Below are 6,572 nucleotides of genomic sequence, written 5' to 3'. Positions count from 1 at the left end.
TTCGGTGCCTTTGAGGCCACACGCACTGCAGGCTTTGGATTTACAGGTTTGACAAAAGAAGCGTGAATGAGAGCATTCAGGTGAAGAACAGCAATAACGGCGAACGCCCATAGCGCAGGTGCTGCAGGCGAGCATCTTTTCGACAGAGAGTAGTTGCCATTCATCTACGTGATTATTTTCGATGAAAAGGTTCCATCCGTCATCGTATTGAAATAGCAGTTTTGCAGGTCTGGGGATGTACATAGAGCAGAGTATAAAAGACGAGAAGGGAATTGCCTAGAAATAGAGCGCCTTTGCCGCGATGCTCACGCCAAAGGCGTGCTTATGTTCATTAAATTGATTAATTAATTTTAATGATGCTTAATGTTGGGTGCTTATATGTTATATTATAAGTTAAAATTTTATTATGTTTTTTATATTATAGTTAATGTTAAATGTTTTTTTTGTCATTAACTTAACTAAGTGATATTTTACAGTATAATAAACACTTGATAATTATGAGTTTTGAAATTAATTAAATTTTTTAATCATCAATTGGTTGAATTTTAAGCATAAAGAGAAAATAGATAAAAATTAACCTAATAAATAGATTATATTTTTATCATGGTAATTTATAGGAAATAAAAATAATATCGGATAGTATTAAGACATGAAAACTTTAAACACAACGCTTTCTAATACATTACTCATAGATATTTTACAGCAAGTTCGTGCTCTAATTGGACAAGGAAAAGTAGCAAATTATATCCCAGCGTTAGCAGAAGTAGCGAATCACCATTTGGCTATGGCTGTTTGTACTATTGAAGGAGAAATATTTTCGGCCGGTGATGCATATGAGCGTTTTTCTATTCAGTCAATTTCAAAAGTACTTGGCCTTACCCTAGCCATGACCCGTTACAGGGAAGATGAAATTTGGTGTCGGGTTGGCAAGGAACCATCAGGATTACCGTTTAATTCATTGGTACAGTTAGAAATGGAAAAGGGCATACCGAGGAATCCTTTTATTAATGCCGGGGCGATTATTATCACAGATATGTTGCAGTTTCGATTTAGCACGCCCAAGCAACGAATGCTGGAATTTGTCCGTTCACTTACCGGTCAATCGGATATTGGTTACGATAACCAAGTGGCGCGCTCGGAAATGGAGCATGCGAATCGTAATGCAGCGATTGCCTATTTAATGAAATCTTTTGGTAATTTTAAGAGTGATGTTTTAGCAGTATTAGAAACTTATTTTCATTATTGTTCGCTAAGCATGAATTGTGTGGAATTGGCCCAATGTTTTAATTATTTAGCTAATAATGGAAGATTATTGAATAATGATCAGATCATCACACCAATCCAAGCCCGACAAATTAATGCCCTTATGATGACTTGTGGTATGTATGATGGTTCTGGTGAATTTGCTTTTCGTATCGGTATGCCGGGTAAATCAGGTGTTGGTGGTGGCATCATTTGTGTTGTGCCTAATGCTTTTACCGTAGCGGTATGGTCACCTGAATTGAATAAATCAGGGAACTCTTTGGCTGGTTGCGCTGCCTTAGAGTTATTATCCCAACGGATAGGCCGCTCTGTTTTTTAGTATATGGCAATATAAAGCAGCGGGTTACAGGAGAAGATATGTTACGTATTTTACTAATTATTTGTACATTACTGATGGCAACTTTTGCTGTGGCTGAAGGGCATCAATGTTCTACAAAGCTTAAGGATGACATTATTATTACCAAACAGCATATCCAGGTGAAAGGTGCCAGTGGTAATTTACAGATCACACCTGATGGTGGCGTTAGATTGAATGATAAAGTAATACCATTAACCGCGAAGCAGAGACTACAAGCTATTGATTATCAAACAGAGGTGCGTAAGGAGTTGCCGTGGATAAGACAGCATACAGCGCAAAAATTAGCTGAAGCTAAGCAAATACTCGATAAGCTGGTTGTTCGGGTGATGGGACAAGACAGTCAAGTGAGAAATCGCTTAAATGTGCTAAAACAGAATTTGAATAAGCAGATAGATAAGGTTATCGAACAACGCGCTGATAGTCTAATCTTTCATCATCAGAGGTTAAAAACGATTGAAGCTGATAGCCGTGTTTTACTCAATGAAAGTTTAGGTGGAATATTGCAAGATAGTATTAATGAAATGGGACGTAGACAATTATTAACAGGTAATGATGCAAATCAGTCGCTACAAAATTTGCTGGGTGGGTTAAGCGGTTTACAGCAGGATTTAGAATTAGAATGGAAAAAACAGGAAGATAATTTTCGCCAGTTTGGTCAACAGGTTTGTCGAAAGATTGCCCATATTGAGCAGCTTCGTATTGATCTATTAAATAATTTGAAATAGTTTTTTAAGCTCTCATCTATTTCAACCATACAATTTAACCCCGTCATGATTAAATTGAGGGCGTAATTTAATCGCGATTTATGCTAATCAAATAGAATTTAATCTGGTTTTTACCTGTTATTGTTGCAGGTTTTAGTCAGGTTAAATTTGCCGCAAATTTTTCTTGCTAGATTTCAATCAAGTTCTTTAATGAGAAAAGAGTAAATTTACTAGCTTGTTCATTACACCATGAAACATTAACTATCTGATAAAAATCAGGCTATACCCTGATATCTCTATTCTATTAAATGAAATAATTTATTAAAGATAGTAACACTTATCGTTAAATAGACTGTTTTTGTTAGTGCTTAATGTCAATAAAAAAGACATCACTAAGTATGAAACTTAATTGATAAGCCTGTTATAGGAAATAAATGACTAAAAAAGTTTGGCTTTGATAGGAGCACAATTCATGTCTACCATATTAAACCTAGGTCATAATCACAATTATAACTTTAATGAAAGTCGCCTTAATCGTGTTATGAATGCAGAAACTTTGGCTGAAGCACAATATATGGGATTATGGGATCGGATTAAAGATTTTTTTCAAGGTGGTGTGAAGCGGCAAGCAATAGAGGCATTGTTTGATCAAATTAATCAACCAGCACGCCATGATGCATCACCGAATAAACAACTAGAGAAATTTGAACGATTGATTGATTTAGCCAAATCAGAACAACAAACAAAGTTTACTGTTGAGGTTAATCCCCCTAATCAAGCTAGAGAATGGAGTTTTCAATTCAAGATTGGCCAATACAATATATATCAATCCAATATGATCCCTGATCAGGCAGAAACCTCCTATGATAGTTTTTGCTCAGTTAAAACAGAGATGGAACATCGTCAATTTATAAGACAAAATGCCGAGTTATTGGAACAGGTTAACGATTTTTTTCAAGATGAAATGAAGTCGCAGGCATTAGAAAAATTATTTCAAATTTATCATCCATCATCCATCATCCATCATCCATCATCCATCATCCATCATCGGATGATATTGCACTAAATGAACGATTACAGAAATTTGAACAGTTAATTCAGTTTGCTAAACCTAAACAACGATTTGATTTTACGGTTAACATTAATCCCCCAAATGAAGATCAACAATGGAGCTATCAATTCAAGATTGGACAACACAATATTTATCAATCCGACGCTGTGATTGACAAGCCAGAAACTTCTTATAGCCAATTTTGTGTCGCTAGTGCAAATCTAGCATTTAATCGGTTTATATTAGCTTCTTCTCCAGATATTTTTACCCTCGAACATTGTATTGGTACTGTTATTGAATGTGCAGTTGATGGTAAAGAAAAACAACAGCAACTCGCGAACAGTTTAGAGGATACTAATTATAGCTGTAAAAATTTACTTGCAATTGAAGATATCCCTAATCCTGAACCAGATTCTATATCGAGAGAATTTGTTGCACATTTTAAGACTGGTGATTTAGTTTTTTCCAATAGAACTGTAACGTTAGGTGAATTGAGAGGGGAAGGTTTAAAACAGGCATTGCAAAATAAAGATTATAATAATTTGTACGAGCTTTTTTCATCCGTATACCGCACTGAACAGGATCCTATGTTACGTAATATTGCACATGTGATTGCAATGGATCTCATTCAGTCGCTGACCCAAGCTGATTACAACTTACAGGATCCGCAAATTGCGCAAGCGCTACATAAGCAGACGATTTCCGACACTGGGCTAACATTGGGTATACTATTGGGTATTCCTCAACCTAATATCAATGATACAGATAACAGGCATAGAAATATTATATTAGAAAAGAAAGTATAATTTATCAGTGCTGTGGAATAATGTACTGTTATTTACATCCCACGTTATATGGGATGTAAATGACTTTATAGAAATAAGGTTAACAAGGAATTAAGAAATAATTTGCCTTGCTCGGTGATTTGCCAGTGCGATTTTGTCTCTGTGATATAACCTTGCTCCAAGGCTTTATCAAGTTGATGGCGAATGACATTCTCCGCTAATCCGGTGTAATCAATAAATTCCTGTCTTGCTACTCCTTCAAGTAGGCGAAAGCGATTCATAAAAAATTCAAAAGGCCTATCTGATTGGTTTACCCCTTGTTGTTGATAGAGATATTGACCTGTCATATAGCCACGGGGATGTTTTGTTTTCATTGTTCGCAAAATACGGCCATCGGCAAAAGAAATTTTTCCATGTGCCCCACAGCCAATACCTAAATAATCGCCAAAGCGCCAATAATTTAAATTGTGCTGACACTGATAGCCCGGCTTGGCATAACCAGATATTTCATATTGTTGATATCCGGCTTTATTAAGTAGCTGATGCCCTTGAGAGAAAATATCCCATAGTGCATCATCATTAGGGAGTATCGGTGGGCAGGAGCCAAAATGGGTATTCGGTTCAATCGTTAATTGATACCAAGAAATATGGGGCGGAGATAAGTCAATTGCTTGTTGTAGATCAGAAAGGGCTTGTTCAAGTGTCTGATCAGGTAAGCCATGCATCAGATCAAGATTAAAACTACGTAAATTTAATGCTGATGCCAGAGAAGCGGCTTGGATAGCTTCTTCGGGGCCATGTATTCTGCCTAGTTTGGTGAGTTTATCGGCCGCAAAACTTTGTACTCCAATAGAAATCCGATTAATGCCCGCTTGTTGATATTGGCTAAAACGATCAGCCTCAACGGTGCCAGGATTTGCCTCCATGGTAATTTCGGCATCAGATGCTAATAATAATCTTTGACGTATACCATCAAGCAAAGATTGCATCGCCTTAGCGTCGAGTAGACTGGGGGTACCTCCACCAATAAAAATACTATTAACTTGACGGCCCTTTATTTGTGCAAGGTCAGCTTGCAGATCAGTTAGAAGATGTGTGACATATTCTTGTTGGGGTAGCTCACCTTTTAGTGCATGTGAATTAAAATCACAATAAGGACATTTTTGCACACACCAAGGGATATGAACATACAGACTCAATGGAGGTAATTTAAGCATTAGTTAAAGATCCTAATAACATTCTTAATGCTTGCCCACGATGAGAGAGTGCATTTTTTTGTGCTTTGGTTAATTGCGCTGCGGTAAGTTTTAATTTGGTGTCATAAAAAATCGGATCATAACCAAAACCGTTGCTACCTTTGGGTTCATGGGTTAGCACACCTTGCCATATACCGTGACATATAATCGGTGTTGGATCGGCAAAATGGCGGAGATAAACCAGTACACAATTGAATTGAGCTTGACGTTGGTTATCCGGAATATCTTTCATGACGGATAATAGTTTATGCAAATTTTCTTCGTCCGAGGCATTTTCACCCGCAAAGCGAGCTGAATAGATACCAGGCGCCCCATTTAGCGCATTAACCGAAAGGCCTGAATCATCGGCAATGGCTGCTAAACCAGAGACTTTTGCTGCGTTACGTGCTTTTAATATCGCATTTTCAATAAAAGTTAACCCAGTTTCCTCAATCGCCCTAATCGCTAACTCAGTTTGAGCAATAATATTTAAGTTACACTCTTTTAATAGTTCAGAAAATTCACATACCTTGCCGGCATTACCCGTTGCTAATACCACTTTTTGCATCAAGTTTGTTCACCCTTACATCAAATAGCCAACTGAAAAAGTATGCTGGTAATAGTCGGATCAATAAATAGCAGGATATCCAAACGTAGATAATTTAATGCGATCAAGATCAGCATTACTATCATGGCTGAAAAATCTAATCCACCCATAGCAGGAATGATTCGACGAATAGGTGACATCAAAGGTTCGGTTAATTGCATAAGCATATAATCAATAGGATTGCGGCCTTGGCTTATCCAGCTAAGAATAGCTCGAATCAAAATCAGCCAAAAAATTAACTTGCCAACATAGGTTAATAATTGGATAAAGCTAATAGGTAGTAGCGTTATGCTGATTAAAGCAAGCGTATTAGTTGCCCACATGAAAAAAAGAATATTGGCTACGGTGAGGATATAGGCGACTAATAAAGTTGCTGTATCAATCGCACCGACGGCAGGAATCAAGCGACGCAAGGGGCCTACTATCGGTTGAGTAACTTTGACCACAAATTGAGAGAATGGATTGTAGAAATCTGCTCTGACCCATTGCATCCACACGCGGAGTAATAAAATAATAATGTATAGTTGAATAATAGTTGGTACGATAAAAGTTAAAAATTGCATTTAATT

8 protein-coding genes are annotated in these 6,572 nt (G+C 37.1%); 4 read left to right on the top strand and 4 right to left on the bottom strand.

Annotated elements, in window-relative coordinates; translation table 11 throughout:
• On the bottom strand, positions 1 to 243 hold a 243-nt coding region (locus tag G468_RS22920; RefSeq protein WP_211229663.1), incomplete at its 3' end, for a transposase zinc-binding domain-containing protein.
• A gap of 406 nt (positions 244 to 649) precedes the next feature.
• Here G468_RS22920 and glsB point away from each other — a divergent pair.
• From glsB to G468_RS0110215, 4 genes are all read left to right on the top strand, one after another.
• Complete coding sequence (gene glsB, locus G468_RS0110230) at positions 650 to 1,582, top strand: glutaminase B (protein WP_026823046.1); 933 nt, start codon at positions 650 to 652, stop codon at positions 1,580 to 1,582.
• Between the two features lie 38 nt (positions 1,583 to 1,620).
• Positions 1,621 to 2,346, top strand: a complete 726-nt coding sequence (locus G468_RS0110225; protein WP_026823045.1) for a DUF2884 family protein — start codon at positions 1,621 to 1,623, stop codon at positions 2,344 to 2,346.
• A gap of 451 nt (positions 2,347 to 2,797) precedes the next feature.
• Positions 2,798 to 3,391 (top strand): hypothetical protein, encoded by a 594-nt coding sequence (locus G468_RS0110220; protein WP_026823044.1) that lies wholly within the window; start codon positions 2,798 to 2,800, stop codon positions 3,389 to 3,391.
• Between the two features lie 152 nt (positions 3,392 to 3,543).
• Positions 3,544 to 4,182 carry a hypothetical protein gene (locus tag G468_RS0110215; protein WP_026823043.1) on the top strand — a complete coding sequence of 213 codons (639 nt, stop codon included), beginning with the start codon at positions 3,544 to 3,546 and terminating at the stop codon, positions 4,180 to 4,182.
• 65 nt (positions 4,183 to 4,247) lie between these two features.
• On the opposite strand, the gene hemW is transcribed toward G468_RS0110215, so the two are convergent.
• From hemW to G468_RS0110200, 3 genes are read right to left on the bottom strand one after another with little or no spacing between them, the layout of a single operon-like run.
• The gene (gene hemW, locus G468_RS0110210) at positions 4,248 to 5,378 is read right to left on the bottom strand and encodes a radical SAM family heme chaperone HemW (RefSeq protein WP_026823042.1); all 1,131 of its coding nucleotides are present in this window, start codon (positions 5,376 to 5,378) and stop codon (positions 4,248 to 4,250) included.
• Positions 5,371 to 5,964: an RdgB/HAM1 family non-canonical purine NTP pyrophosphatase gene (gene rdgB / locus G468_RS0110205; protein ID WP_026823041.1), complete on the bottom strand. Its 594-nt coding sequence runs from the start codon at positions 5,962 to 5,964 to the stop codon at positions 5,371 to 5,373. The genes hemW and rdgB overlap by 8 nt, the downstream gene beginning before the upstream one ends.
• A gap of 20 nt (positions 5,965 to 5,984) precedes the next feature.
• On the bottom strand, positions 5,985 to 6,566 hold the full coding sequence (locus G468_RS0110200) for a YggT family protein (protein ID WP_026823040.1): 582 nt from the start codon (positions 6,564 to 6,566) through the stop codon (positions 5,985 to 5,987).
• Between the last annotated feature and the right edge of the window lie 6 nt (positions 6,567 to 6,572).

It is taken from the genome of Arsenophonus nasoniae DSM 15247 (assembly GCF_000429565.1).
Classification (GTDB): domain Bacteria; phylum Pseudomonadota; class Gammaproteobacteria; order Enterobacterales; family Enterobacteriaceae; genus Arsenophonus; species Arsenophonus nasoniae.
This window is presented reverse-complemented; position numbering and strand designations above follow the sequence as displayed.